25 protein-coding genes and 1 pseudogene are annotated in these 25,124 nt (G+C 69.6%); 6 read left to right on the top strand and 20 right to left on the bottom strand.

Features of this window, described 5'->3' with window-relative positions; translation table 11 throughout:
* From AC068B_RS35695 to AC068B_RS35710, 4 genes are all read left to right on the top strand, one after another.
* The coding region (locus AC068B_RS35695) for a DUF6531 domain-containing protein (RefSeq protein WP_478675661.1) at positions 1 to 3,951 on the top strand (3,951 nt) is incomplete at its 5' end.
* Between the two features lie 25 nt (positions 3,952 to 3,976).
* On the top strand, positions 3,977 to 4,492 hold the full coding sequence (locus tag AC068B_RS35700; protein ID WP_478675662.1) for a hypothetical protein: 516 nt from the start codon (positions 3,977 to 3,979) through the stop codon (positions 4,490 to 4,492).
* Positions 4,462 to 5,040 carry a barstar family protein gene (locus AC068B_RS35705; protein ID WP_478675663.1) on the top strand — a complete coding sequence of 193 codons (579 nt, stop codon included), beginning with the start codon at positions 4,462 to 4,464 and terminating at the stop codon, positions 5,038 to 5,040. The genes AC068B_RS35700 and AC068B_RS35705 overlap by 31 nt, the downstream gene beginning before the upstream one ends.
* A 24-nt stretch (positions 5,041 to 5,064) precedes the next feature.
* Complete coding sequence (locus AC068B_RS35710; protein WP_478675664.1) at positions 5,065 to 5,427, top strand: hypothetical protein; 363 nt, start codon at positions 5,065 to 5,067, stop codon at positions 5,425 to 5,427.
* 16 nt (positions 5,428 to 5,443) lie between these two features.
* Here the strand turns inward: AC068B_RS35710 and AC068B_RS35715 are convergent, their stop codons facing one another.
* The 15 genes from AC068B_RS35715 to AC068B_RS35785 form a co-directional block, all read right to left on the bottom strand.
* Complete coding sequence (locus tag AC068B_RS35715) at positions 5,444 to 6,172, bottom strand: hypothetical protein (RefSeq protein ID WP_478675665.1); 729 nt, start codon at positions 6,170 to 6,172, stop codon at positions 5,444 to 5,446.
* A gap of 25 nt (positions 6,173 to 6,197) precedes the next feature.
* Entirely contained in the window at positions 6,198 to 6,860 is a 663-nt protein-coding gene (locus tag AC068B_RS35720; protein WP_478675666.1) for a hypothetical protein, read from the bottom strand.
* Positions 6,861 to 6,885: 25 nt separating this feature from the next.
* The gene (locus tag AC068B_RS35725) at positions 6,886 to 8,157 is read right to left on the bottom strand and encodes a putative T7SS-secreted protein (protein ID WP_478675667.1); all 1,272 of its coding nucleotides are present in this window, start codon (positions 8,155 to 8,157) and stop codon (positions 6,886 to 6,888) included.
* Positions 8,154 to 8,501 carry a hypothetical protein gene (locus AC068B_RS35730; RefSeq protein WP_478675668.1) on the bottom strand — a complete coding sequence of 116 codons (348 nt, stop codon included), beginning with the start codon at positions 8,499 to 8,501 and terminating at the stop codon, positions 8,154 to 8,156. Before AC068B_RS35730 ends, AC068B_RS35725 begins: the two co-directional genes overlap by 4 nt.
* A 31-nt stretch (positions 8,502 to 8,532) precedes the next feature.
* Positions 8,533 to 9,540 carry a hypothetical protein gene (locus tag AC068B_RS35735; RefSeq protein WP_478675773.1) on the bottom strand — a complete coding sequence of 336 codons (1,008 nt, stop codon included), beginning with the start codon at positions 9,538 to 9,540 and terminating at the stop codon, positions 8,533 to 8,535.
* Entirely contained in the window at positions 9,537 to 10,178 is a 642-nt protein-coding gene (locus AC068B_RS35740) for a hypothetical protein (protein ID WP_478675669.1), read from the bottom strand. The genes AC068B_RS35735 and AC068B_RS35740 overlap by 4 nt, the downstream gene beginning before the upstream one ends.
* 159 nt (positions 10,179 to 10,337) lie before the next feature.
* The gene (locus AC068B_RS35745) at positions 10,338 to 10,835 is read right to left on the bottom strand and encodes a TadE/TadG family type IV pilus assembly protein (protein WP_478675670.1); all 498 of its coding nucleotides are present in this window, start codon (positions 10,833 to 10,835) and stop codon (positions 10,338 to 10,340) included.
* Positions 10,832 to 11,269, bottom strand: coding sequence for a TadE/TadG family type IV pilus assembly protein (locus tag AC068B_RS35750; protein WP_356251926.1), 438 nt, complete (start codon positions 11,267 to 11,269; stop codon positions 10,832 to 10,834). Before AC068B_RS35750 ends, AC068B_RS35745 begins: the two co-directional genes overlap by 4 nt.
* On the bottom strand, positions 11,269 to 11,751 hold the full coding sequence (locus AC068B_RS35755) for a TadE family protein (RefSeq protein ID WP_478675671.1): 483 nt from the start codon (positions 11,749 to 11,751) through the stop codon (positions 11,269 to 11,271). Before AC068B_RS35755 ends, AC068B_RS35750 begins: the two co-directional genes overlap by 1 nt.
* 46 nt (positions 11,752 to 11,797) lie before the next feature.
* Entirely contained in the window at positions 11,798 to 12,043 is a 246-nt protein-coding gene (locus AC068B_RS35760) for a hypothetical protein (RefSeq protein WP_055567411.1), read from the bottom strand.
* 102 nt (positions 12,044 to 12,145) lie between these two features.
* Positions 12,146 to 13,075, bottom strand: a complete 930-nt coding sequence (locus tag AC068B_RS35765; protein WP_478675672.1) for a type II secretion system F family protein — start codon at positions 13,073 to 13,075, stop codon at positions 12,146 to 12,148.
* Positions 13,072 to 14,076, bottom strand: a complete 1,005-nt coding sequence (locus AC068B_RS35770; protein ID WP_478675673.1) for a type II secretion system F family protein — start codon at positions 14,074 to 14,076, stop codon at positions 13,072 to 13,074. Before AC068B_RS35770 ends, AC068B_RS35765 begins: the two co-directional genes overlap by 4 nt.
* A 7-nt stretch (positions 14,077 to 14,083) precedes the next feature.
* Positions 14,084 to 15,394, bottom strand: a complete 1,311-nt coding sequence (locus AC068B_RS35775) for a CpaF family protein (protein WP_478675674.1) — start codon at positions 15,392 to 15,394, stop codon at positions 14,084 to 14,086.
* Positions 15,391 to 16,227, bottom strand: coding sequence for a hypothetical protein (locus AC068B_RS35780; protein ID WP_306335036.1), 837 nt, complete (start codon positions 16,225 to 16,227; stop codon positions 15,391 to 15,393). The genes AC068B_RS35775 and AC068B_RS35780 overlap by 4 nt, the downstream gene beginning before the upstream one ends.
* A 17-nt stretch (positions 16,228 to 16,244) precedes the next feature.
* Complete coding sequence (locus tag AC068B_RS35785; RefSeq protein ID WP_478675675.1) at positions 16,245 to 16,967, bottom strand: hypothetical protein; 723 nt, start codon at positions 16,965 to 16,967, stop codon at positions 16,245 to 16,247.
* A 454-nt stretch (positions 16,968 to 17,421) separates the two neighbouring features.
* On the opposite strand from AC068B_RS35785, the gene AC068B_RS35790 reads away from it, so the two are divergent.
* Both AC068B_RS35790 and AC068B_RS35795 read left to right on the top strand, forming a co-directional pair.
* The gene (locus AC068B_RS35790) at positions 17,422 to 18,381 is read left to right on the top strand and encodes a hypothetical protein (RefSeq protein ID WP_478675676.1); all 960 of its coding nucleotides are present in this window, start codon (positions 17,422 to 17,424) and stop codon (positions 18,379 to 18,381) included.
* A 205-nt stretch (positions 18,382 to 18,586) separates the two neighbouring features.
* A complete protein-coding gene (locus AC068B_RS35795) occupies positions 18,587 to 19,465 on the top strand; it encodes a S1 family peptidase (protein ID WP_478675677.1) in 879 nt (292 codons plus the stop codon).
* Positions 19,466 to 19,539: 74 nt separating this feature from the next.
* Here AC068B_RS35795 and AC068B_RS35800 read toward each other — a convergent pair whose 3' ends face one another.
* The 5 genes and pseudogenes from AC068B_RS35800 to AC068B_RS35820 form a co-directional block, all read right to left on the bottom strand.
* A complete protein-coding gene (locus tag AC068B_RS35800; RefSeq protein WP_478675678.1) occupies positions 19,540 to 19,983 on the bottom strand; it encodes an SUKH-3 domain-containing protein in 444 nt (147 codons plus the stop codon).
* A gap of 2 nt (positions 19,984 to 19,985) precedes the next feature.
* The gene (locus tag AC068B_RS35805; protein ID WP_478675679.1) at positions 19,986 to 22,976 is read right to left on the bottom strand and encodes an RHS repeat-associated core domain-containing protein; all 2,991 of its coding nucleotides are present in this window, start codon (positions 22,974 to 22,976) and stop codon (positions 19,986 to 19,988) included.
* Positions 22,891 to 23,316, bottom strand: a pseudogene (locus AC068B_RS35810) (putative T7SS-secreted protein); the annotation flags it as partial. The gene AC068B_RS35805 and the pseudogene AC068B_RS35810, both read right to left, overlap by 86 nt.
* A 93-nt stretch (positions 23,317 to 23,409) precedes the next feature.
* Positions 23,410 to 24,051: a hypothetical protein gene (locus tag AC068B_RS35815; protein ID WP_478675680.1), complete on the bottom strand. Its 642-nt coding sequence runs from the start codon at positions 24,049 to 24,051 to the stop codon at positions 23,410 to 23,412.
* Positions 24,052 to 24,174: 123 nt separating this feature from the next.
* Positions 24,175 to 24,717 (bottom strand): DinB family protein, encoded by a 543-nt coding sequence (locus AC068B_RS35820; RefSeq protein ID WP_478675681.1) that lies wholly within the window; start codon positions 24,715 to 24,717, stop codon positions 24,175 to 24,177.
* Positions 24,718 to 25,124: the final 407 nt, after the last annotated feature.

Consider the following 25,124-nt stretch of genomic DNA (forward strand, 5'->3'; position numbering starts at 1 on the left):
GCGCAGAGCGCGCTGGACGCGGCGAAGAAGATGGCCGACGACGCCCGCAAGATGCGCGAGGAAGCCGCCGGGACGGCGAAGAAGAAGATCGACGAAGCGTCCGACGCGGGCATCCCGAACCGCAAGTGGTGGGAAGAGGTCGGCGACTGGGTCTCCGACAACTGGGACACCATCGTCGAAGTCTGCAAGGTCGTCGTCGCCGTCGTCGGGATCATTGCGATGATCGTGGGAGGGCCGATCCTCGCCGCGATCGTCATCGTGGCCGGGGCGATCGTCCTCGCCGACACTCTGAGTAAATACGCAAAAGGCGAAGCAGGCCTGATGGACGTCGCGTTCGCGGCACTGGACTGCGTACCCGGTATGAAGGGCATCACCACCGTGGCCAAACTCGGCAAGGGCCTCAAGGGGTTGAAGGGCGGGCTAAAGGGCTTCAAGTCGGCCCGCACCGCGCTCAAGGACGGCGCGAAGGGCGCGTACAACCGGGTCAAGAGCAAGATTAAGGGCTGTGGCGACCCGGTCGACGTCGCCACCGGGCAGATGTTCCTGGCCGAGACCGACCTCACCCTGCCCGGCACCCTCCCGCTGGACCTCACCCGCCGGGTCGCCTCCGGCTACCGCTCCGGCGGCTGGTTCGGCCCGACCTGGACCTCCACGCTCGACCAGCGCCTCGAAGTCGACGAGGAAGGGGTCGTGTTCGTCAGCGAGGACGGCATGCTCCTCGCCTACCCGCATCCCACAGACCCGGACACGCCCGTGCTGCCCGAGTCCGGACCGCGCTGGCCCCTCAAGCGCCTCAACGACGGCGGCTACCGCCTCACCGACCCCGTCACCGGCCAGGCCCGCCGCTTCGCCGCGCCCGGCCAGGACGACGGCGTCGCCCTGCTGACCACGATCTCGGACCGCAACCGCAACACCATCGACTTCGATTACGACACCGAAGGCACCCCCCGGGCGATCCTCCACAGCGGCGGCTACTACGTGAAGCTGACCGTCGAGGACGCACGCGTCACTACCCTGAGCCTGGCCGGAGCAGCGGACGACGGCGACGACCTCGTCATCAAGCGGTACGGCTACACCGACGGCAACCTCACCACCGTCACCAACTCCTCCGGCCTGCCGACCCGCTTCACCTACGACGAGCGGCTGCGCCTCACCGCCTGGGAGGACACGAACAACAGCCGCTACACCTACGTCTACGACGAGCAGGACCGCTGCGTCGCGCAGCAGGGCATGGCCGGGCACATGGCCCACACCTTCCGCTACGACGTGAGCGACCCCGCCCGGCCCGACTGCCGTGTCACCGAGGTCACCACGGCCGACGGCGCCACCTCGCGCTTCCTCGTGAACGAGCACTGCCTGGTCGTCGCCGAGACCGACCCGCTCGGAGCCACGGTCACCACCGCGTACGACGCGCTGCACCACGTCGCCGCGACGACGGACCAGCTCGGGCACACCACGGCCTTCGTCAACAACGACTTGGGCCAGCCGACCGAGGTGACCCGGCCCGACGGCGCCGTCATCCGCGTCGCCTACAACGACCTGAACCTCAAGACCGTCATCGACCTGCCCGACGGCACCGACTGGCGGTACGCGTACGACGAGCGGGGCAACTGCACCTCGATCACCGAGCCGTCCGGAGTGGCCGTCCACAACGCCTACACCCCGGCGGGACACCCGCTGTCGGTCACCGACGAGGCAGGCCACACGACCTCGGTGCGGTGCGACCCCGCGGGTCTGCCGATCCAGGTCAAGGACCCCATGGGCGCCGTCACGGCCTGGGTGCGCGACGCGCTGGGACGGCCGACATCCCTGACCGACCCCCTGGGCCGCACCACCGGCCTCGCGTGGTCGACGGAAGGCCTGCTCGTGCGGCACACCGCACCGGACGGCGCGGTGCAGTTCTGGACCTACGACGGCGAGGGCAACTGCCTCAGCCACACCGACCAGTTGGGCCAGGTCTCCACCTTCGAGTACACGCACTTCGATCTGCTCGCCGCCCGCGTCGGCGCCGACGGGACCCGCCACCACTTCGACTACGACGCGTCCCTGCGCCTCACCCGGGTCGGCAACCCGCAGGGCCTGTCGTGGAGTTACGAGCACGATGCCGCCGGGCGCCTGATCGCGGAGACGGACTTCGACGGACGCACGCTGGCCTACGCCTACGACGATGCCGGTCGTCTGGTCTCCCGTACGAACGCCCTCGGCGAGCCGATCTCGTTCGCCTACGACGTGCTGGACCGGCTCGTCCGCAAGGAGTCCGGCGGGGCGGTCGCCACCTTCGCCCACGACCTGTTCGGCAACCTGGTCGAAGCGACCGGGCCCGACTGCCGACTCACCCTGGAGCGGGACCGTTCCGGACGCCTGCTCGCCGAGACGGTCGACGGCCGCTCGCTCACGTACGCGTACGACGAGGCGGGCCGTCGTACGGGACGCACCACGCCCACCGGGGCGACCAGCAGCTGGGAGCTGGACGCGGCGGGCAACCGGACGCGGCTCACCGTGTCGGGCCGTACCGTCGACTTCGAGCGGGATGTGTCGGGGCGTGAGGTGGGGCGGCGGATCGGTGCGGGTGCCGCTTCCGGCGTCGCTGCTTCCGCCGGTGCTGGTGTCGCTCTGGCACGCGCCTTCGACGAGGTGGGGCGGCTCACCGCGCAGACGGTGACCGCGCCGGACGGCAGCTCGATCCAGTACCGCGCCTACGCCTACCGCTCCGACGGGGCCCTCACCGGCCTCGATGACCAGCTCTCCGGCGGCCGCAGCTTCGAACTCGACCCGGCGGGCCGGGTGACGGCCGTGCACGCCTGGAACTGGACGGAGACGTACGCCTACGACTCCGCGGGCAACCAGACACAGGCCGACTGGCCCGCCAACCACCCCGGCCACGAGTCCACAGGCGCGCGGGACTACGCGGGGACACGCCTCACGCGCGCGGGCCGGACCCGCTACGAACACGACGCGCTCGGCCGCGTCGTCCTGCGGCAGAAGGTCAGGCTGTCCCGGAAGCCGGAGACGTGGCGGTACACCTGGGATGCCGAGGACCGTCTCACCGCGGTCACGACCCCGGACGGCACGCGCTGGCGCTACACGTACGACCCGCTCGGGCGACGCGTCTCGAAACAGCGGCTCGAGCCCGACGGCGAGACCGTGGCCGAGCGGACCGATTTCACCTGGGACGGCACGACGCTCTGCGAACAGACGACGACGTCCGGGACGCTGCCGCGTCCGGTGAGTCTCACCTGGGACCACGAGGGGGCCCACCCCATCACCCAGACGGAACGGATCCTGCCGACCGGCGGTCTGTCCCGCGACGAGGTCGACTCCCGCTTCTTCGCGATCGTCACCGACCTCGTCGGAACGCCCACCGAACTCGTCGACGAATCGGGCGCTGTCGCATGGCGCGCCCGCGGCACGCTCTGGGGCACGACCGCATGGCCAGCGAACAGCACGGCGTACACACCCTTGCGTTTCCCGGGCCAGTATTTCGACCCAGAAGCGGGACTTCACTACAACTACTTCCGCTACTACGACCCTGAGACCGCCCGATATCTGACGAGCGATCCCCTGAGACTCGACCCGGGCCCCAACCCGGAAATCTACGTCCACAATCCGCACATCTGGTCCGACCCACTCGGCCTGGCGCCCAAATCGTGCACGACCGACGCCCTGCCGAACCAGCGCCAGGGGCGCCGCGACGCCATGCGCAAGGCGGGCATTCCCACCAGCCAGCAGCCGGTCAAATCCATCAAGACGGATTCCGGATACCAGTACGTCTATGAGGTGCCGGGACCGGGCGGCGGCAAACGCACCATGCTGGTGACCGACAACACCCTCGACGACGTGGCCGATCACGGCCCGCACTGGGAAGCGGGGCCCGCGAAGGAGCCCCTGCGGATGGACAACCACGGGCGCTATCGTGTGGTGAACCAGAAGGTGAAGATCGATTATGAGTAGTCGCCGCGAAATTCAGGAGACCGATTTGAGTACCGCGGATGCCTTGCGCCGCAAATTGCGGGAGCGCGAGGGAAATACTGCCCGCCAGGAACTCCTACGGAATTTCGAATCCCTGGGCGGGGACACCGAGTCGCTCTCGTGGCTGTCGCTCGACGAGTCGGATTCCCTCGTACAGGAATGGATCTCGACACAGGGCCTCCCTCCCGAGGGACAACTCATCTTCATCCCCCAGAAATCCGGCCTCAGGACCTGGACCCACCCGGTCGGCGCCCATCCCCCCCTCTCACTCCCGGCGGCACCGGCTTCCGAATCCCGCCTCCTGATCCTTTTCGGCAACTACCGCTCCATGGGCATCGCGTACGCGCCCCCGCAATGGGTCGCCGACTCCTCGGAGCCCCTCGCCGTGGCGGACGGAAACGGCTTCGTGGCCGCCACGGAGTCGCTGAGCTACGTACTCCAGGTGGACCTGGAAGAGCACGACGACCGGCCCTCGGAGATCGAGGTGACGCTGTGGGGCGAAGCGGCCGGGTCCCCGGAGTGACCGGCTTCGACGTCACGGGAACCTCGACCCCCTGGGTGCTCTTCGTCCCCCGGGAAACGGCCGAGGTCCAACAACAGCTGTCCGCCTTGGAATCAAAGGGCGGCCATGTCTACCACTTCACCGCGGATCCCGACCTCCTGACCGAACAGGCCATCCACCGCACCTTCGCGGAGACCCTCCAGTTCCCCGGCTACTACGGCCGGAACTGGGACGCCCTGGTGGACTGCCTGGACGACCTGTGCGGCGCGGTCACGGGCGGCGTCGGCATTACGGGCGTCATCCACGAAGCGGATCCCCTCCTCTCACTCGAAGAGGAACTGTTCCCCGTACTCGTATCGGTCCTCTGCCAAGCGGCGGACCGGACGAACGCGACGACAGACCTCGACGGCTTCCCCCTCGACCGCCCCGCGACCTCCGAACATTTCATCTTCGAGTTCAGGGACTTCGACGGGGAGCGGATCGCGCGCAGGCTACGCGGGCCGGACCTGACCGTAGGAACGGGGAACGGCTACGTGACAGCCGAACTCAACCCCGATGAATGGCACTGACCAACTCAGGAAGGAGAGTCAGAAATGGGCAGCAAGGGCAAAAGCGACCTCTCGATCCCGCTCACCGACCTCGAGGACTACGGCAGCAGGCTGCGCTCCATCAAGACCCGCATGAACCGTACGAAGAAGACCTTCGAGTCCTACAAGGACGACATCGGCGACGGCGGCGTCTACGACTCCCTGGACGACTTCGAGTCCAACTGGGAGGACGGCCGCGAGGACATCGGCCAGCAACTGGACCAGCTCGCCGACCTGTCCGACGCGGTGGTCCGCGAGTTCAAGAAGCTCGAGGACGACCTGACGAAGAAGATCAACGATGCGGTGAAGGAGAAAACGAAGGAAGGAGCGAGTGGAAAGGGCGGGAAGGGCAAGGGGGACGGGAAGTAGCCGCTACGGTCGCGCTCTAGGTATCGCTCGAAGCTGCTACCGGGCTCTCGAAGCTGACCATCTCGACGACCTGACGAAGCAGCCGGCGGTACGACTCACGCCGGTGCATCGCCGTCGTACTCAGCGTGAGAACGGCCAGCCGTTTGCCCCCGGGGTGCGGAAGGTGAGCGTGCACCTGGAGAAGGGGCCACTGCGGCAGCCCACTGCTGCCTGCCGGTGTACGAACGGTCTCGCTGAGGGTGGCCGGACCGCAGAGCAAGTCATCGAGGTACTCGATATGGACGTGCGGGGACTGCTCGCCGGAGGTGACGGCGCGGGCGGCGGTGACGGCGGGCGGGGCGACGGCGATGTCCCGCCAGGAGACCGTGAAGAGGGAGAGCAGAGCCTGCCCCTCGACTCCCCCGCCGCAGTACCCGGACTCGGACTCGGCACCGTCGCCTCCGTCGTCGCGATGCAGCCCGATCGAACAGTGGACGGTGCCGACCTCACTGAGAGCTGCCAACAGCTGCTGCCCAGCCGTGAATCGGCCGATGAGCAGCTGCCGGCACCGGTCATCCGGCGCCGATTCCAGCAGCGGTCCGAGGGCGGCACGCAGCTCATCGTGGGCCGGGGAGCCTTCCGGGGCCAGCAGGGCCTGGAGAGGGATCGCGGTGAAGCCCGGGGGTTCGGCGAACCAGATGTCGGCGTGCGGGTTCATGGCGGACTCGTGGAGCGTGAAGGAGTAGGCAGAGTAGGGGGTGCTCACGAAGAGTGCCTCTTCCCGGTGCGGATCAGGGTCGAGCGGGGTGGATGCCGACGCGTCGGCCACGTTCGATGTCCTCGGGAGTGGCACCCCACTCAGCGAAGTCGCGGCGCCCTCCGTCCGTCCCCATCTGCTGCTGCAGAACCTGGAGGCGTCGTGGACCCCGACCGTCGGAGGTGGGGGCGGCGATGAGTCCGATGAAGCGGGGATCGCCGGCGAACCACACCACCTCGATCTGCGCCTTCAGCGCGGGCCTGGCACGTGGGGCCATGCGGCGGCTCCACCACTCCATGCGCAGATGCTGACCGAACACCAACGGCAGCTGCTGTCCGGGAGAAGCGGGGTTGGGCAGCTCGAACCATCCGTATTGGCTGCCCAGCACGTCGGGGTGCTTGGCCAGGCCGTTCGGGACGCCGCGCAGGACCTGCCAGGGGTAGGTACGCAGGATGCGCAGCATCCGCAGAGCAGCCGGGAAGTAGCGCGCCTGAACCACCACTCGATAGGACCCGTAGATGAAGTACGGCATGAAGATCCACACCACCCAGTCGGGCGTGTGGGTGGAGATGCCGAGAAGCACGACCCAGCCGCCGATCCAGCCGATGAGCCCCAGCACGTTCAGGGCCATGTGCCGACCCCATGCGCGGCGGGTCTGTGGGTGGTCCCAGGCGGTGGCGTAGTCAGAAGGGTTCACAGAAGCGCTCTTTCCGCGCAGACGGTCAGAAAAAGGCATGGCGGGCCAGATTCAGGATTCCGCCGTTGTCGAGCCCGAGCCGTGCCCCGTCGATCCCGGCGACGGCACCGTCCTTGATTCCGTCGTTCTCCGAATCCACCAGGCTGTCGACCAGACCAAAGCTTCCGGTACCCACGCCTACAGCGCTTGAGGTGGCAGAGACTCTTACAGCTGCCTTCTCAGGATCACTGGCAGCACGCACCATGCGCTCGATCAGTGGATTCTTCATTCCGGAAATCGTTTGCGCCTGGTTCAGGGTGTTGGTCCCAAAGGCGGCCATCTTCTGCCCCGGGCTCATCACTTCGGTAGTGGTTCGCACCGCATGCACCGCCTCCCTTCCGCCCTTTACGACAGCCCCCAGTGCCGGGAGCAGTCCGGCCACGTCCGCTCCTACGGACACCACATTGCTCAAGAAGTCGGCATCCAGCTCACCTTTTGTGAGTCCGTCCCACAGCGACGCGCGCACCTCGGCGTCGGTGAGCCTCGCCCCCAGTGCACCTGCGCTCAGAGCGGATGACGCCAACAACAGCGCGGCCACCATCGCTGCCCCGAGCGGTCCCGCGAAGATGATCGCCACGAGCCCGATGACACCGGCGACTGCCGCGAGGATGTCGGGAAGGTTCTCCTCGACCCAGTCCATCGCAGTGTCGAACCAACCCGGCTCGTGCGGGGCCAGCTTGTCCGTCGCATCACGGATCTTGCCCGCACGGCGCCCGGCCTTCTCTTCATGCTCGTGTGCAAGGTCCCGCGCCTTGCCCAGAACCCGGTCCAGCTCCGCCTGGGCATCGTCCACCCGTGAGTTGGCTCGCTTCAGGGCGTTCTTCGCGTCGTCTTGTCGGCCGCCCTCCTCGTCGAGACCGGGGTCCTTGCTCGCGGTGTCGGCAGTTCCCTGCGCCTTCTCCAGGGCGCGCCGCGCGTCCTTCGCCTCGCCGTTCAGACGTTTCGCACGGGTCTGGAAGCCTTCGAGCTCGCCGTGCCAGCGATGCAGCTGCCCGGCGGCCTTGGACAGAGATCTCGCCGCGTTCCGCAGGTCCTTCGGCAGTCGCCCGTCTTCCAACTGCTCACGGAAGGCGACCGCCGCGTCACCCGCCCAGTAGCTGCCGTCCATCAGCTTCGTCACGACTTCGTGGGTGTCGTCGAGGGCTTCGGCGCAGTTGGTCAGCTTCTTGTGCAGTGCCTTCACCGAGTCCGGATCGCCGGGAGCCGGGTTGAAGCCGAGATCGGGACAGTCCGGGTTCGGGATGTCCGGGGAGGTCACTTCGCACTTCTCTTTCCAGGCCCGCCGTTGCTGCTCCTGCCCCTCGCCTTCGCTTCCGCCTTCTTCATGGCTTCTTCCAGTGCTTTGTCGACCTCGCGGTAACTGTCCTTACTCTTACCGATGATCTTTGCGAGGTCCTCGGTCTGCTTGCCGATCTGCTCCGTCCCGTACTTCCACTCGTCCTGGAACTCCTCGCAGGCCCGGTCCAGGTCGTCGGTCCCGAGTCCGCTGGTGGTGACGTCGGTGAGGGCTTTGCGGAGCCCCTTGAGAGACGTGGTCGACCTGTTCAGAAGCCGCATGAAGCGGTCCAGTTCGTCACCGTCGACCTGCAATGTGGCGGCCATCAGGTACGTACGCTCCGTTCGTGCGTGGTGGTTAGCGGTTGACGGACTGGATCTCCTGCACGGCAACGGCCCGCCCTGCTCCGAAGACACCGTTCGGCAGATCCCCGGACGTGCCGCCGGAGCCCTTCCACGACATCCGCCAGGTGAGGGTGGCCCCGAGTTCGTACGACACGTCACCCGAGGAGCGGAGGTACCGGACCCCGCAGGGCGGGATCTCGCGAGCCTTGCCCCGGGCGTAGGGCTCACCGATGGAACGCCCCTCGATGGCGCACTCCCCCGATGCCGGATAGGTTTCGGCCTCACTCGTACCGGGGTCGACCCGAAGGCTCACCGGCTTCGCCGTGGCCGTCGCCCAGAGACCGGCCTCGGGCAGCCTCGCGGTGGCCGAGACCGTCCTGAACTCGGCCCGGTCCAGCCAGATCCAGGTCGGCAGGCCGACCTTCGTACCGCCCTCAGGAGCCATGGACACATCGGTGCCCGGCACCTCCGTCTCCTGGTAGGCGAGGCCTGCGAGCGTCTCCGGACTGATGGCCAGAGGGACATCCGGAACGTCGCCCTTGTCGACCCAGAAGGGATCGCGTGTGCACTCCGTGGCGGTGGCGTCCCCGGCGCGCATGGTGTTGTCGATCGCGATCCACCACATGCCATCGGCGTTCTTGGCGACGTTGAAGTCCTTGTACGGGTGTCCACCGTGCAGGCGTGCCCTGTCGGAGGCGAGTTCCGCGCCGTCGCCTCCGGCAGCGGCGTGCATGCGCCACTTGGCCTCCATGAACTTCTTGAAGTCACGGGCCTTCCAATAGGGCTCGTACCAACAAGGCGGCGGGGTCCACGTGGTGGTGGGGGTCAAGGTTCCGGCGCTCTTGCTCTCTGCGGCCCCGTTGACCGTGAAGGCGACCTTCGAGACGATGCTCTGCCCAGCCGTCCGAGCCGAGGCGTCATGGGTCTCGGGGGCCGGATCGCTGAAATCCGCGCGGGCATGCAGCGGTGACGCGATCAGCACGGCCAGGCACATCGCCGCCACCGTGCAACACGGAGTCATGGCCGACACGCGGCCGCCCCTCGTTCCGCCTTCACCGAAGTGGTCTGCCAGACACCGGCGCCGTTCCGCACCAGGTCGGTCTCGTAGGCGACGAAGGAGCGGGAGGACGCCTCGTTGCGCTCGACCTTTCCGGACTTGCGGTCCTTGACGAAGGCCTTGCTCTCGTCGACGCAGTACGTACAGGTCGCCGTTCCGCCCTTCAGATACGTCACCTCACGGTCGAAGTAACGCACCGTGCCGGTCCAGGTGTCGGCCCTGTCCAGAAACGCCTTGGTGTAGCGGTAGGCAGAACTGAGCGCCTCGTCAGCCGAGTAGAAGGCCAGCCCCGAGTGCTTCATGTCGCCGCTGCTGATCGCCTGGTCGATGGTGCCGATGCGTCGCTCGGTGTCGGCAAGCACCGCATCCTTCACGGCGTCCCCGGTCTTCCGGCCCTCGAAGGTGTTCTTCATGTCACCGGGCAACCTGACGGCAGGCCGCTTGATGCCATCGGCTGACGCCGACACCGACGGAGCGGCTGCCCCCTCGGACGCCGCGCCCTCGATCACGTCGGATCCACTGGTCGCCTCCCCACCACACCCGGACAACAGCAGCGCGGCCGACGCGACAGCGACGAGTGGGGACGGCAGTCTCGTACGCATGGGCATATACCTCCGGCTAGGGCGACAGCAGATAAACCGGTCCCTGCGTACGGAGGTCACCGCCGGATCGAGCCACGGCGGAGTGAAAGTCGGATGAGTCGGGCTGACGGACGGGGCGTCGGGCCGGTGTGCGGATCGTGGGGTGGTGGGCGGGGTGCCTCAGCCGACCTCGTTCTCCGCCACCGCGCGCCCCTTCACCGTCACGTCCCCGCCGTAGAACATGCCGGTGAACACCGGGCTGTAGGTCATCTGGACCTCGACCTCGACCTGCTGCGGGTTCGCCGTCACGCAGTGGGTGTTGGAGACGTCCGCGCCCTTGAGGCCCGCCTCCGCCACGTACGCCGCCACCCGCGCGTCGCAGTTCTCGAAGTTGATGGGCGCGCCCTTCACGCCCTCGTAGATGCCTTCGAGGTCCAGGTCCTGCGCGGCGTACCGCGCGGCCTGTTCCGCGATGTCCGCGGCGCGTTCCCGCTTGGAGATGGAGAGGCCGCCGTCGATGACGAAGGCCGAGAGCGACAGGAAGACGATCGCGAAGATGATGACCGCGCCCGCGCCCGAGCCCCGGTCGTCGAGGCGGGCTCGGCGGGACGCGATCCAGTCGCGTACGGAGCTCAGGGAGCTTAGGGAGCGTACGGATACGACAGAGTCGCTGTTCACGCCGACCTCCGGTACGGGTCCAGCGGCGAGCTGAAGGTGGCCTCCAGCGTCGTCGGGATGTCCAGGCCGAGCATGGCGAGTCCCCGGACCTCACAGCTGACTTCGACGGTGAAGAACGGGTCGACCGTCTCGTCGAATCCCTCGCTCTTCTGGACGACCGAGACCGGGCCCGAGCAGACGTCGGCCAGGTCCGCCCGCGCCGCGTTGCGGGCTTCCGCCATCGCCGTGCCGTGTTCCTTCTGGATGGACCCCGCGCGTGCGGCGTCGCGCGCCGCGCCGTCGATGGCTCCGCGGCCGTCGACGAGCTGGCCGAAGGCCACCAGGACCAGGATGAAGAGGATCATCACCGGGGCGAGGATCACCACTTCGACGGTGGAGAGGCCCCGGTCGTCGCGGAGGCAGCGGACCGCTGCCGCCGGGCGGGAGTTCCGCATCAGCCGTTGTCCTCCACGAAACGTTCCACCGGCCCCGACGACTCCGCGTGCACGTCCAGGTCGAGCCCCGGGAAGACCGAGGGAACCCGCGCCGTGATCTCCACGCCGACCGTGTTCTGCTTCGGCTGGATCGTCTTCACGTCCGGGCCGAGCACCAGCTTGGGGCCGAGCTGGCGGATGTACGCGTCGGCCACGTCACGTGCCTCGCCCCGCCAGCCGCCCGCGTTCTCGTCGGCCGTGGCGCGGGCCTTGCGCGCGCCCGCCTGCGCCGCCGCCTGGGCGACGTGGTCCGCGAAGAAGTACAGCGCGAACTGCACCGTCGCGAAGATCATGAAGAACAGCACCGGGGTGAGCAGCACGAACTCGATCGCGGTCATGCCGGATTCGCCGCGGGTGGAGGCGGCCTCCACCCTGCGGCGTACGAATCCGCGCAATCTCCGCGATCCCCGCGATCCCCGCACTCGAACCCCGTCGCCTTTCACGATGCTGTGAACACTGAGAGCAGTCAGAACAGTGAGAAGTCGGGCGTCAGCAGGTGCTGCCCGCGTCCGCGCCCTTGATGCAGTCGCTGACCTTGTCCGCGCCGCCCTTCAGCGCCGCGTTGATGACCGCGGCCACGACGCCCACGATCGCCACGACGACCGCCGAGATGATGACCCACTCGACCGCGGACGCACCGCGGTCCAGCTCGCCGGAGCGGGCGCGCTGCACGCGGCCCTTCAGGAAGGTCACGAGGAAGTCCACAGCCGGGTGGCTGAAGTTCCGTCCGTTCATGATGAGTAGTCCTCTCGGTTTGGTGGGGGGGGGAGTAGTGCCGGGCCCCGTTTGCTCCGGCACCGTCGTCGTAGGGCCGCTGTCGTCGTAGGGCCGCTGTCGCTAGACCTGGAACACGCGCATCGCCGCCGGGAAGATGAGGAAGACCAGGAAGCCCGCGCACAGAAGCAGCTGCGCGACCAGCATCGACTGGGATTTCTCGCCCGCACTGCCCTCGATCTCGGCCAGTTCGCGGTGTCGCATCGTCTCCGCGCGGGAGGCGAGGGACTCGCGCACCTTCGCGCCGTCGTCCGCCACCAGCGCCAGGGACGCCGACAGGTCCTTCAGCTCTTCGACGCCCAGTTCCTCGCCGAGCGAGCCGAGGGCCTGCCACTGGCTGACGCCGGTGATGCGGGCATCGGCCAGAGCGCTTCGGATGCGTTGCGTCGCCCATCCGTCGGAGACTTCCGCCGCCGCCATGAGCGCCTCGGGGAGGCCACGGCCGCCCGCGAGGCTCATCGACACCAGGTCCAGATAGGCGCCGATGACGCGGCGCAGGTCGCGCCGCTTTTCTGCCGCGTCCCTGCGTACTTCCAGGTCCGGCAGGAAGAAGAAGAGCGCGCCGAACATCAGCGCGAGCCACACCGGGATGATCGGGCTGCGGCCGACGCCGAGCGTCCAGACGATGGCGAAGAGGAACGGGCCGAAGAACACGCCCGCCGCGGCGAGCAGCACCTTCGTCGCCAGGAACTTCTCCCAGCTGCGGTCGAGGACCGCCAGGTCGGCCCGGAGCGACCGCTGCTCCCAGCCCTGCTGGAGGTAGAACTCGGCGACCCGCTGGCCCACGCGGCCGCGCATCGTGCCGAAGCGGCCGGGGCTCTCCGTGTCCGTCGTGGCGCGCTGCGACTCGTACGCCGCGCCGCGCGCCCGCATCGCGTCGATGCGGGCGACGGTCGCGACCGCGCTGCGCTTCGACGGCATCAGGGCGCGGACGAGGGCGAAGATGCCGAGGCCGAGGATCGCGCCGATCAGTACCGGCATCGTCAGGCTCATCGACGTACCCCCTCGGACGGGTTGGAGTAGCCGGGCAGGGACTGCTGGGCGGGGCCCGGGTGGCCGAACTGCGGGGCCTGCTCGGGGCCACGCGGGCGTACGAACTGCACGCCCGGCTCGTCCTTGACCAGGAAGCGGTCCGGCGTCTCCACCGTCGACAGCTTCCGCAGCCACCAGAAGCCCAGGGCGAACAGCGCGCAGACCATGGCGAGCACGAGCTGGCCGACGGGCGTGCCGTACGGCTCGACGAACTCGCGGTTGAAGATGGACAGGCCGAGCACGAAGGCGATGGAGACGGCGACCACGATCTGCACCGAGCGGCGGGTGGAGGCGCGCTGCGCCATCACGCGCTGGCGCATGTCGACCTCTTCGCGCGCCGACTTGGCGAGCGCGCCGAGGACCTGGCGCAGGCCGGGGCCGCGCAGCTTGGCGTTGAGGATCAGGGCCGCGACGATGATGTCCGCCGAGGCGTCGTCGATCTCGTCGGCGAGGACCTGGAGGGCCTCGGGCAGCGGGGTGCGCGCGCGGAGGCGGTCCACGAGCGCGTCGAGGTGGGGGCGGAGCACCGGGGCGGCGGCCCGCGCGGACGCGGGGATCGCCTGTTCCAGGCCGACCGCGCCCGCGATGGTGTCGCGCAGCGACTCCGTCCAGGCGGCGAGGGCCTCGACGCGCTTCATCTGGGCGCGCTCCTCGGCCGCTCCGCCGAACAGCTTGTCCCAGAAGAAGACGAGGATGCCGGACGCGATGCCCGCCACCGCCCAGCGGGTGAGGAGCAGGACGACCAGGCCCACGCCGATGGCCGCGGAGCCGCGTCGGCCCACGAAGCGGACCAGTTCGCTCGCGCGCTCGCTCGCCCGGTGCTTCTCGTGCGCGGGCTTGGCCGGGAGGCCGCGGACGGCGACGGCGAGCAGCGCGAGGCCGCCGCCGGCGGCGACGCCGCAGCCCAGTGCGTACAGGACGGGCAGCGAGAAGACGCCGCCCATGGAGCCCAGTGAGTTCATGTCGTGCTCACCCCCATTGCCCGGCGGGGCGGTAGCCGAACGCGGCCAGGTCGTCCATGCAGGCGATCGGCGCGTGCGCGACGACCCGTCCGTCGGGGGCCTCCGCGAAGACCTCGCTGGACAGGACGCGGCCGTCGACGCCGTTGACCTCGCGGACCGAGGTCACCATGCGCTGGAGCTTGCCGCCGGACTGGTAGTTGTTGCGCCGCTGGATGAAGACGACGAAGTTGACCGCTCCCGCGACGAGCATCTGGCTCGCCTCGATGGGGAGGCGTTCCGATGCCTGCAGCGCGTACGTCGAGATGCGGTTGAACACCTCGCTTGAGCTGTTGGCGTGGATCGTGGAGAGCGAGCCGTCGTTGCCCTGCGACATCGCGTTCAGCATGGTCACGATCTCGTCGCCGAGCACCTCACCGACGATGACGCGGGACGGGTTCATGCGCAGGGACCTGCGGACCAGTTCCGCCATCGAGATCTCGCCCTGGCCCTCGGAGTTGGGCAGGCGCTCCTCGAAGGCGACGACGTTCGGGTGCAGGTCCGCGTAGGTGTCGAGGCCGAGTTCGAGGGCGCGCTCGACCGTCACCAGGCGCTCGTGCGGCGGGATCTCGTTCGCCAGGGCGCGCAGCAGCGTCGTCTTTCCCGCGTTCGTCGCGCCCGCGATCATGATGTTCTTGCGGGCCCGGACCGCGCAGGCCATGAAGTGCCCGATCTCCGGCGTCACCGTGCCGTTCCCGACGAGGTCCGACATGAAGACCTTGCCCATGCGGGCGCGTCGGATGGAGAGCGCGGGGCGGCGGGTGACGTCCATGACCGCCGACAGACGCGAGCCGTCGGGCAGCCGCAGGTCGAGCTGCGGGTTCGCGGAGTCGAAGGGGCGGGACGACAGGCCCGAGTACGCACCGAGCACCTGGATGAGCTCGACGAGTTCCTCGTCGGTCTCGGCGACCGGGTCGGCCTTGGTCTCGCGGCCGTCGGCGTATCCGACGAAGACCTGGTCGTAGCCGTTGATGTCGATGTTCTCGACCTCGGGGTCGTCGAGCAGCGGCTGGAGCCGCCCGACGCCGAAGAGCGCGGCGTGCACGGCGGCCGCGTACTGCTCCTCGGTCTCCGCGTCGAGGGGGGTGCGCCCGGCGTTGATCTCCGTGCGCGCGTACTCCTCGAGGATCTGCGCGATGACGGCCCGGGCGTAATGCCGCTCGTCCTCGCCCGACATCGGGGTGACGCCGGAGATCTGGTCGAGGCGGCGCTGCTCGGCGATGCGGTCACCGGCGTCCTGCCGGAACCGCTTGACGAGCTGGTGATCGACGGGTGCGCTCATCGGCCCGTCCCGGGCTGCTGCGCGACGGGGTTGGTCCAGGCGGCGCCGTACTGCTGGTAAAGGTCGACGGTCACCTTGCGCGCGGAGCGGATGAGCAGCGACTTGTCGAGCCTGCCGCGGCGGCGTCCGGCCAGCTGGTCGGCGCCCGCGGGGTCGTCGGCGAGGGTGCCCACGACGCGTGCGCCGGTCTGCGCGGCCATCAGCATGTCGTTGACCTGGTGGACGAGCTTGGCGGAGGTCGCCGGGTCCGCGATCAGGAGTACGCCGATGAGGGGCTGTGCCAGGGACGCCGCGCCGCGCGGGCCGCCGTGCAGCTTGGTGGCGAGGGCCGCGGCGCGGTCGCGGACGCGCGCGATGGCCTCGGGCTCGGTGCGCGAGACGAGCAGCACGAGCGCCGCGTGCGGGAACAGCTCGACGGCCGGGCCGTCGCCGCTGATCCGGCCGCAGTCCGCTATGACGTCGGCGGGCGCGTGCGGGGAGTCGGCGAGCTGCGCGAAGGCGCGGCCGAGGGTGGGCCAGAGCCCGGCGAGGCCCGCGGCCTGCTCGGCGATGCCGAGCCCGACGAGCACTTCGAGCCCGCCGCTCAACGGCTGGGTGTGGTCCCAGAGTTGGTCGGGCACGAGGCCACGGCGGGCGGTGGCCGCTATGGAGAGCATGCCGGTGTTGGGGTTGAGCGGGCCGCCGTGCGCGGCGGCACTGCGGTAGACCAGGTCGCCGCCTGCCGGGTCGGTCTCCGCCACGAGGACGCGGCGCGGCCAGACGGCGGCGAGCGCGACAGCTGCGGTGGTGACGCCGGGCGAACCCTTGTCGGCGGCGAGAGCGATGAGCGCCATGTCTCTTTTACTCGCCTCTAGTTGTCGTCGTCGGAGACGCGGGCGACGACGGCCTTGCCCTCGGACGCCGCGCTGGCCAGAGCCGCGACCTCCTCCTGCGGGACGACGAGGGTGATGTTGAGGTTGCCGGTGCTCACGGTGGCGTCGCTCTTGGCCGCGATGGTGTTCACCTTGGCGTCGGCGACCAGGGGCGTGCCGCTCGTGGAGCCGCTGCCGCTGCTCGAACCCTTGCCGGTCGAGGTGCCCGAGACGACGGGGAAGACGGAGACGGTGTCGCCGACCTTGATGTCGGAGGGGTACTGGCCCTCCTTGAGGGAGAGACCGACGGAGGCCTTGCCCGCGGGCAGCCCCGTCTTCTTGGCGAACATCTCACCGACGGCGACGGCCCCCTTGGGGATGTCGCTCTTCGCCTTCAGCTTCGACAGGACGCCGCGCTGCTCCCACTTCACGTAGTTGATGGCACCGTCCTCGGCGACCATCACTCCGGTGATGTTCTTGCCTTCGACGGCGGCTTCGCCCGCGGCGATCGGCTCGGTCACCCGGACGACCTCGATCCGGTCACCGGCGCGCAGCACGAGCACGGTGGCGCCGAGGGCTCCGACGAGGATGAGGAGGACGGCCAGTGCGGCAAGTGCCGGTTTGCGCTCGCGAGGCGGCGCGGGAAGGCGCTCACCGACCGCTGGCTGAGCCGGCGCGGCGGAACGGTTGTTGCCCGCCCCCGTACGCTCCTGGATCTTCACGCAACTGCTCCCCGCACACCCAAGAAGATTCGGTCAAATTTCGTCATCCATGACACTCGCGGGTTTCTCACCCGGTCTCGGACCGGCTATTCAGCCACAGGTCCCGTGTCAAGTCATCGCACCGTATCAGCAGCACATAAGCCCCTCAAGGCGCGTTAAAGATCGCGAACCTCACAGCTGTCATCGTTATCCACGCGCAATCCGTGCTCTACGGTTCCGCCGCAGCTCCCGGTGCCGTTCCCGGATCTCGGGAGGTGGCTTATGTGTGCGTACGCGAAGTCCGGGCGGTGGGCTCGGAATCCGCGCGACGCCCCGTGCGGTCCCGCGCGCCATGCCCCGTGCCGTGCCCTGTGCCATGATCCGTCAGCCCCAAGGGGGACGCCCCAGGGGGCCCGGCCGGTTCCACCCTCATGCACCACTTTCCGCCGCACCCGCGAAGGGACACGACGCCGCCATGGGAACCCCCACGGAACACCCCGCACTCCTCCCCATAACCCACGCAACTCTGGCCGCGGATCCGCGACTTCTTAACGCCGTACGGGACATCGGCGCCCGGCGCGGCTTCGACTACACGGACGACGCGGCGACGGCGGACCTCCTGAGGGAGCGCAGGAAGGCGGTCCGCGGGGCGGGGAACAGCGCCCCCGGCTGGCTCGGCGGACTGGCGGTCGTCGCGGGCGTCTGCTGGCCCCTGCTCTCCCCGGCGGTCCCCGCCCTGGCGGACCAGCCCCCGGCGGCCCGGTTCGGCCCGGCGGCCCTCCTCCTCTGTCTGACGGTCTGGCTCTGGGCCCTCGTGTGGCGGCGCTGGAAGCGGGAGTTGCTGCACCCGCTCCTGTCGGGCTACCGCGAGGTGCTCGGGGTCGCACAGGCGCATGGGGCGCCGGTGACGCATGTGCCGGACTGGCTGGTGGGGCGTTCGGACAGCGGGGAGGGGGGCGGGACGGGGCGCGGTGTGGCGCCGATTCCCTCGTACGAGGCGGTGGGGGCGCTGGAGACGGCGGAGACGGTGGAGGTGATAGAGGCTCCGAGCATCGCAGAAACCCCGCACTCTGACCCCAACACCCCAATTCCGATTAAAACGGATGCTGTATCCCAATACGAGGCAAGGGCGAACGAAGGCGGCTGGCACGACGAGTTGGGGTGGATCCTCCTGTTCGCGGGCGGGATCGGGATCGCGTGGGGGTACACGCAGGACGCCCCGGTCGGCTACCTGGCAGGGGCGCTCATCCCGCTGGCGATCGTGACGTGGCTGGCAGGCAGTCGGCAGGGCGACGAGAAGCGGGCGCTGCGCGAGGAGGCGGTGGCGTACGTACGGGCTCTCGCGGCGGCGCAGGCGGCGGGCGCGCGGGTGCCGGAACTGTCCCCCGTATTGCGGAAGTTGTACGCGGAGGAATTCGAGGGCGGCGGGGAATGAACCCGCCCCGCACATTCCCCCTCTCTCTTTTCGGCGCGAGGGAACCGTACGAGATGGTTGAACGGCTAAATAATGCAGGGCAGTTCACGGCTGCTGACGGCTACTGACACCGCATTCTGGTCCGGACCTTTCACGCGCCGAGTGATTCCGCAATGTCTGCCACACGGACGCACGAAAGAGAAGCCAACCCCCCATGAAAAACCCCTTGAGCACCTCCCTGAGAACCCCCACACGCAAGTCCTCCGTCGCCGCCGGTCTCGCCGCGACCGGCGCGGCCCTGGCGATGGTCGCCACCTCCGCCCCCGCGGCGCACGCGATCATCGGCGGCACCGAAGTCTCCAACGACGCGTACCCGTTCATGACGGCCGTCCTGTCGAAGGGCTCGGGCAGCGCGCTCGACCGCCAGTTCTGCGGCGCGAGCCTGGTCACCCCCGACACGGCGGTGACGGCGGCCCACTGCCTGGTCGACGACGCGGGCAAGCCGGTCAAGCCGAAGACGCTGCAGGTGGCGGTGGGCCGTACGGTCCTGTCCTCCCGCCAGGGCCAGATACGCAACATCGCCAAGGGCGGCGTGGTCGTGCACCCGCGCTACCTCAAGGGCAAGGAGGCGTACGACGTCGCCTTCCTGCGGCTGGAGAAGCCGGTCCGCGGCATCTCCCCCGTCGCGCTCCCCACGCAGGGCACCGACGCGCTGATCCGCCCGGGCCAGAAGGCGACGGTCGCGGGCTGGGGCAACACGGACACGGAGCTGACCCACACCCCTGACCGCCTGCGCCAGGTGAGGGTCCCGATCCTCTCCCACGCGGAGTGCGGGACGAGCTACAAGGAGTACGACTCGAAGGTCAACTTCTGCGCGGGCGTGGAGACGAAGGACTCCTGCCAGGGCGACAGCGGCGGGCCCATCTTCCGCAAGGTCCCCGGCCGCGAGGCCCCCATCCTGATCGGCGTCGTCTCGTACGGCGACGGCTGCGGGGCGCAGGGCGCGCCGGGCGTGTACACCTCCCTGAGCTCGTCGAAGCTGTGGAAGACGCTGGACGAGTCGGCTTCGGGCAAGAAGGTCAAGCGGGCGTTGAACCGCCGCTGACCGAGGACGGATATCGCGGGGGTGGCCCGGGGCGCATGCCGTCACGGCGCCCCGGGCCACCCCTCAGCGGCGATTCACCGAATGCCCTCGATGAGTTTCTCCAGTGCCTCGTCGCCGGTCTCGGCGAACAGCGTGACGCTGTCCATGCCGACGTAGAACCTGCCGTCCGGCGCGATGCCCAGGTAGGTGTTCCGGCGGTCGGCCTCGCCGACGGGATACAGATATGCCCCGGCTTCCTCGCTGAGCACGTCGAAGATTTCGTCGTCCCATTCGGCCGCGAGGGGGTCGAGCCGGAAGCCCATGCGGGCCATCGTCCGTCCCGGGCCCCGCTCCTCGCTCGCCAATCCGCCGAATTCGGCGAGGAAGAGCCGCGCCGCCTCGTGGATCTCGAAGCCGCCGTGCTCGTGCAGGGTCTTCTCCCACTCGGCCGTGGGAACGGATCGCCCGGGGTGCCAGCCCGCCGCCCGCAGCACCCGATCGGTCTCCGCGGACCAACGCCCGCCGGACTCTTCACTCATCTCTAGGTCACCGCCGTGATTCCGAATTGGTCGAGCACATGCTGACATGACGAACAGGGCGCCTTCGGCACACCGTGTTTGGGATTGCCCGCCGCGCGTACGTCCACCGCCGCGCTCACGCCGCCGCGCGGATCGTGCCCGGCGTTCATGGCGTTCGAGAGGGCCTCCGCCTCACCGCACCGGCCGTGCTGGTTGCCCACCGGGCGCAGCTCCGCCGGAACCCTGTCGTAGGCGGCCTGCACGTCCGGGTGCAGGCTGTGGTTTCCGCCGCCCTTGAGGCTCGCGCCGCTGAACGTCCCCTGATGCCCCGGCACCGTGAGACCCGCCGTGCTCGTCGGCCTGGTCTGCTTGCTGGCGCCCGGCCTGGCCTGTTCGAGATCGGCCCGGTCGCGAGCGGCCTGCAGGGCGCGCTCGCAGTCCGGCGCCAGACCCAGCGGGTCCACCCCCGTGAAGGGATTCGACGCGTACGCGCGCGGGTTCGGCCCCGGGGCGAGATCGAGCGGGTCCAGGGATACGTACCGGCCCGTCTCCGGATCGTAGTGACGCTGGTAGTTGTAGTGCAGCGCCGACTCGGGATCGTGGTACTGACCGGGCAGCCGGAGCGGGCAGTACGCGCGGTCACCGGACGCCTCGTCGTCCAGGGGCGCACCCCACACCGTGGCCCGGGAGCGCCACGCCAGCTCGCCCTGCTCGTCGCACAGCTCCGCGGGCGCACCCACCACGTCGGTGACGATCGAGTAGAACTCCTCGTCGATCCACTCCTGCTCCGCGTCGGGGCGATCCCCGGCCCCGGCGACGCGCTCGACCTGCGTGACCGGGCTGAAGCGGTCCCTCTCCCAGTCCCACGTCGTGCATCGGAGCGGCTCGTCGACGGACCACCTGACCTGCTCCGCGATCACGAAGCCGTCCCAGGCGAACCGCACCTCCTCCACGACGGTCTCGCCGTCGGCGGCGAGCCGCCGCTTCGCGATGCGCCGGCCGAACGGATCGTACAGATACGTCCACTTCGCCCCGTCCGGTGTGACCACGCCGACCAGGCGGTCCTGGCTGTCCCACGTGTAGTGCCAGACGTCGGCCTTCCGGGAGAGCCGCTTCCTTCGCCGCCGCACCACGCGGCCCTGGGCGTCGAAGTCGTAGCGGACGCCGCCGGGCCTGCCCGCGCCACCGGGCGTGCTCCCGGAAGAGGTGGCCGCCTGCGCCCCGGGCCACTCGCCGGACGTCACGTTCCCCGCCGCGTCGTAGGCGTACCGCTCCGACCAGGTGTCGGCCCGTACGCCGGTGATCCGTCCGGTGCCGTCGACGTCGATGGTGCGGTCGCCGCCGACCAGGTCGTGGATCGCGTGGACCGTGCCGTCCGACCGGTAGCGGTACGTCCGCTCCTGTACCCGGCGCCGCTCGGGCGCGTTCGGCGAGAGTCCCGCGGTCACCGTCTGGGAACTCAGCCTGCCGTTCGCGTCCCAGCCCTGGCTGAGCACGGCCGCGCCCGCCCGGCGCTCGATCTCGCGGCCGGACTCGTCGTAGCCGAAGCTGACCGACCGGCCCGCGGTCCTGAGCAGGACGGGCCGGTCGCGGCCGTCGTACTCCCAGCTGCTCTCGGCGTTCGACGGCGTCACCCGGCGCGTGCGCCTGCCCAGCGCGTCGTAGGCCGAGCGCACGGTCGCGCCGTTGCAGGTCTCGGCCAGGACCCGGCCGAGGGCGTCGCGTTCGTACGCGACCTCCCCGTGCTCGCCGCGCACCACGCGAAGGTTGCCCATCGGGTCGTGCTCGTAGCTCGTGACGCCCTCGGGAGCCCGCTGTTCCAGGATCTTGCCGAGCAGGTCCCGCACGTACTCGGTGGTCTCACCCGCGCCGTTCGTCTGCGCGACGAGCTGCCCGGCCGCGTCGTGGCGGTAGCTCCGCGTACGGCCCTCGAAGTCCCGCTCGTGGGTGAGCCGCCCGGCATCGTCGTAGGAGTAGGTCCAGGTGGCTCCGAGTTGGTTGGTCACCGACGTGACCCGCAGCTCGCCGTCGTAGGCGAAGCGCAGGCACGATCCGTCCGGCTCGATCCGCTTTTCCAGCAGGTCGAACGTGCCGTACTCGAAGCGGGTCACGCGGCCGACGGTGTCCTCGTACTCGACGAGGTTGCCCTCGCCGTCGTAGGTCCGCCGTTCCGTGCTGCCGTCGGGCAGGGTGCGCAGGGCGAGCCTGCCCTCGGGCGTCCACGCGAAGGCGGTGCGGGAGCCGTCCGGGCCGGTCTGCGCGACCAGCCTGCCGAAGGCGTCCCGTTCGTACCGCGTCGTCGCGCCCTCGGCGTCGGTCGTCGCGACGGGCAGCCCGGCCGCGTCGGTCTCCACCAGGGTCGCGCGCCCCGTGGCGTCGGTGATCGTGGAGATGCCACCGGCCTCGTCGTACCCGTAGGAGATCCGGGCCCCGGTCGGGTCGGTCTCCGCCGTGAGACGGCCTGCGGAGTCGTGCTCCATGCGCCAGACGGCACCGTCCGGCTCGGTCACCGTCGCGGGCCTGCCGTGCTCGTCGAGCTCCGCGACGCTCTGTCGGCCGTCGGGGCGCTGGACGCGGGTCGGCACGCCGTGCTCGTCGTACTGGTAGCGGGTCGTCCGCCCGAGCCGGTCCGTGCGCGACAGCAACCGGTCGTAACGGTCCCATTCCGAGTACGTGGTGTGCCCGAGCGGGTCCGTCTCGGACACGAGCTGGCGCAGCTCGTTGTGCCGGTAGGTGGTGGTGCGGCCGAGCGAGTCCGTGTAGCGCGTCTCGCGGTTCGCGGTGTCGTACGCGACGGTGCAGGAGAGACGGCCGTCGGCGCCCTCACCCGCGACGCAGCGGTCCTGCTCGTCGTACGTGAAGCGGTACCAGCCGCCGTTGCGGTCGGTCCAGGAGGTGCCTCGCCGCCATCGTCGTCGTGGCGGCGTTGTCGGCTTCCTTGCCCGCCTTGTCCACCCAGGAGTCCGCCGAGGTGAGACGGGACTTGGCGGAGGTGAGATCGGCCTGCGCCTCACGGCCCTTGACCAGTGCCTTGTCCGCCAGGGTCTGGGCGCGCTCCAGGTCGGGCCAGTACGCGGAGAGCGCGTCACCGGCCATCTCGTAGCTCTTCTTGAGCTTCTTCAGCTTGTCCGGCGCGTCCTCGAACTTCTCCGTGAACGCGTCCGCGGTCTTGCCCACCCACTTCAGGATGGCCTCGTCGCCCGCCATCCCCTTGATGTCCCGCAACACCCGGCCGACATCGTCGGCGAAGTCGTGGAGGTTCTTCGCCAGCGACCGCACCCGGTGCGGATCACCCGGCGTCGGATCCTTCTCCAAGTCAAGGACATGCCAATCCCGCGGCCGATGGCCCCCCATACGTCTCCCCCGATACGCGCTTCACTTCACCGTTCGTGTGCTGGAGCGAAGTTACTAGCAGCTCGTCAGCGAGGGGAAGTTCTCCAGTCGCCGCTACTCCGCAAAGCGGAACGTGGACGTCACCGCGTCGAAGATGTCGAAGAAGGAGTCCGCGAGCTCCAGGAGCTGGCTGCTGCCGGAGACCAGGGCGACCTTGCCCTCCTGGCCGGGGACCGGGATGAAGGTCTGCATGAGGACGACGCGGATGGTGCGCTCGTCGCCGGGTACGGAGATGTCCTCGATGCCGTGCGTCCGGGCCGCGGGGCCTACGCCCGGGATGTCGACCGTGGTGACCTTGCGCCAGGCGTCGCCCTCCCGCTTGGCCTCGCGGACGCCGAGCTGGGCGACGATCCGCTCCGGGGCGGTGGGGAGCACGTCGCCGTCCGGGGTGCGGGCGCCGACCAGGGAGACGGTGACCGAGCCCGTCACCGGCGTACCGCCGCCGAAGCTCTCCGCCATGCAGCCGCAGTACAGCGCGCCGGACTGCCACGCGTCCTTCGACGCCTTGCGCAGGAACGCCTCGAAGGTCTCCCGGTGCGGGGCCAGCTCGGGGCGCGCCCGGACGCGGTCGTTGATCATCTGCCGGATGGCGGCGTCGCGCGACTCCGGGCGCACGTCGAACTCCCACCACGTCTCCGGCACCTTGATGCTGAAGCCGCCGCGGGCGATGGTCTGCGGTGCTGTGTAGCGGGCCATGGCTGGCACCCTCTCCGTCCCCCGGTTTTTCTCGGTCGTCCCCGGGCGGTGTCTGCGGTCGTACCTGGGTCCGTCGGCCCAGGTCGGCCAGCCTACGGGGGCGTGCTGCCGGAGGGGACGGGGCTACTCCCCCGTCGTCCCGTCGATCCGCTCCCTCAGCAGATCGGCGTGCCCGTTGTGGCGGGCGTACTCCTCGATCATGTGCGTGAGTATGTAGCGCAGCGAGTACGTGTCGCCGCGGAAGTCGACGGTGACGTCCAGGGAGTCCGGGCAGGACAGGGCCTCCACGATGGCGCGGGAGCGGGCGCACTCCGCGTGCCAGATCTCGAACGCCTCATCCGCGTCCGCGTCCGCCACGTCGAAGTCGGCGTGCTCACCCGGGACCCGGCCCGTCCAGTGGGCCTGCGAAGCCTCACCGTTCAGCACGCTGCGGAACCAGCTCCGCTCGACCTCCGCGAGGTGCCGGACCAGGCCGAGCAGCGACATGTCCGAGGGCGGCACAGCCCGCTCCTTGAGCTGCTCGGCGGTCAGACCGGCGCACTTCATCGCGAGGGTCTCGCGCTGGTACTGGAGGAAGCCGGTGAGTGAGGTGCGTTCGTCGGCGGCGGCGTACGGGGGGTCGGTTCTGCGGGGGCCGGACACGGGAGCAGGTATCTCATCGGGCATCGGGCCATCATGCCGATGCCGGGCGGCCGACGCGCGGAGAATCCGCGCCCTGCGGGGGCGGCGCGGCGCGCTTCGGGAGGGTGACATCTGAGCAGGCCCTGCGCAGGGCCGGTGCGGGCCCGTCTCTCCCGCCGGGTGACACGGACCGCTTCTCCCGCCGGGTGACACGGACCGCTGCCATGGTCCCCCGTCCATCGCGACAGTAAAGTGCGCCGAACCAGCAAACGCACCAGGGGGACGGGACGCATGGAAGCGACGGGCCGTCAGGCGGATCGCCGCAACGGAAGCGAGGCTCCCCACTGCAAAAGGGGGCGTGGGTCCGGAGCGGGCCGCAGTACCTTCCGCCGTCCCCTCGGGCGGTGGCCCCGCCTCCGCCTCATACTCTTCGCCGCCTTCCTCCTCCCCTT

Source organism: Streptomyces sp. NPDC042371 (assembly GCF_056437465.1).

What these genes read in the sequence shown, in the direction of transcription:
- AC068B_RS35760 (WP_055567411.1), bottom strand. Translation starts at nt 12,043, where the DNA reads ATGAACGGACGGAACTTCAGCCACCCGGCTGTGGACTTCCTCGTGACC.
- AC068B_RS35740 (WP_478675669.1), bottom strand. Translation starts at nt 10,178, where the DNA reads ATGCGTACGAGACTGCCGTCCCCACTCGTCGCTGTCGCGTCGGCCGCG.
- AC068B_RS35730 (WP_478675668.1), bottom strand. Translation starts at nt 8,501, where the DNA reads ATGGCCGCCACATTGCAGGTCGACGGTGACGAACTGGACCGCTTCATG.
- AC068B_RS35735 (WP_478675773.1), bottom strand. Translation starts at nt 9,540, where the DNA reads ATGACTCCGTGTTGCACGGTGGCGGCGATGTGCCTGGCCGTGCTGATC.
- AC068B_RS35820 (WP_478675681.1), bottom strand. Translation starts at nt 24,717, where the DNA reads ATGCCCGATGAGATACCTGCTCCCGTGTCCGGCCCCCGCAGAACCGAC.
- AC068B_RS35815 (WP_478675680.1), bottom strand. Translation starts at nt 24,051, where the DNA reads ATGGCCCGCTACACAGCACCGCAGACCATCGCCCGCGGCGGCTTCAGC.
- AC068B_RS35800 (WP_478675678.1), bottom strand. Translation starts at nt 19,983, where the DNA reads ATGAGTGAAGAGTCCGGCGGGCGTTGGTCCGCGGAGACCGATCGGGTG.
- AC068B_RS35750 (WP_356251926.1), bottom strand. Translation starts at nt 11,269, where the DNA reads ATGCGGAACTCCCGCCCGGCGGCAGCGGTCCGCTGCCTCCGCGACGAC.
- AC068B_RS35775 (WP_478675674.1), bottom strand. Translation starts at nt 15,394, where the DNA reads ATGAGCGCACCCGTCGATCACCAGCTCGTCAAGCGGTTCCGGCAGGAC.
- AC068B_RS35780 (WP_306335036.1), bottom strand. Translation starts at nt 16,227, where the DNA reads ATGGCGCTCATCGCTCTCGCCGCCGACAAGGGTTCGCCCGGCGTCACC.
- AC068B_RS35770 (WP_478675673.1), bottom strand. Translation starts at nt 14,076, where the DNA reads ATGAACTCACTGGGCTCCATGGGCGGCGTCTTCTCGCTGCCCGTCCTG.
- AC068B_RS35710 (WP_478675664.1), top strand. Translation starts at nt 5,065, where the DNA reads ATGGGCAGCAAGGGCAAAAGCGACCTCTCGATCCCGCTCACCGACCTC.
- AC068B_RS35765 (WP_478675672.1), bottom strand. Translation starts at nt 13,075, where the DNA reads ATGAGCCTGACGATGCCGGTACTGATCGGCGCGATCCTCGGCCTCGGC.
- AC068B_RS35790 (WP_478675676.1), top strand. Translation starts at nt 17,422, where the DNA reads ATGGGAACCCCCACGGAACACCCCGCACTCCTCCCCATAACCCACGCA.